This window comes from Aerococcus sp. L_32, from assembly GCF_050689315.1.
The window spans coordinates 1-518 of the sequence record NZ_JBOEQF010001267.1 but is presented as its reverse complement, the minus strand read 5'-3'; the positions used below and the strand labels follow the sequence as shown (position 1 = coordinate 518).

The window sequence follows — 518 nt, the reverse complement described above, 5'->3', positions numbered from 1 at the left end:
GGTTCATGGCATGTACACCGGTAAGGGTTGTATGTAATTGTTGGGCTACTTTGTCGTCCGACTGGTTAATTTCTGCTTCGGTCTTACCAGCGTATTTTTGGACTTTTCGGGCATAGGTCATAAATGATGTTGGTACATTGGAATCAGTAATAGCTTGATCTGTGACAATAGGTGTATTAAATACGCCCCCACCAATTGCCGGATTATTTAAAATCACGGAGATAGCCACTGTACCACCTAATGACAGGCCAAAAACTGCCACCTGCTTATAACCTTTTTCAACCATAAAATCGTAGGCATCTTGACCGTCTTGTAACCATGCAACTGGATTGTCTTCCTTAATTAAATCGAAGACGTTCATAGTGCCATGTCCTGTTAAATGAGGTGCATAAACAGTGTAACCTTCACGATTTAACCGACGTCCCAACATCCGCACGTCGTTCGAAGTACCTGTAAAGGCGTGGAAAAGGATTACTGCCCTTTCATCACCCTCAAAGAAAAATGGTTCTGGTAATTTT

At 42.3% G+C, this 518-nt stretch carries 1 protein-coding gene; it reads right to left on the bottom strand.

All coding sequences use genetic code 11. The annotated features are described in order from the left end of the window. On the bottom strand, positions 1-518 hold a 518-nt coding region (locus ACRCJ0_RS19260), incomplete at both ends, for an alpha/beta hydrolase (protein WP_431391833.1).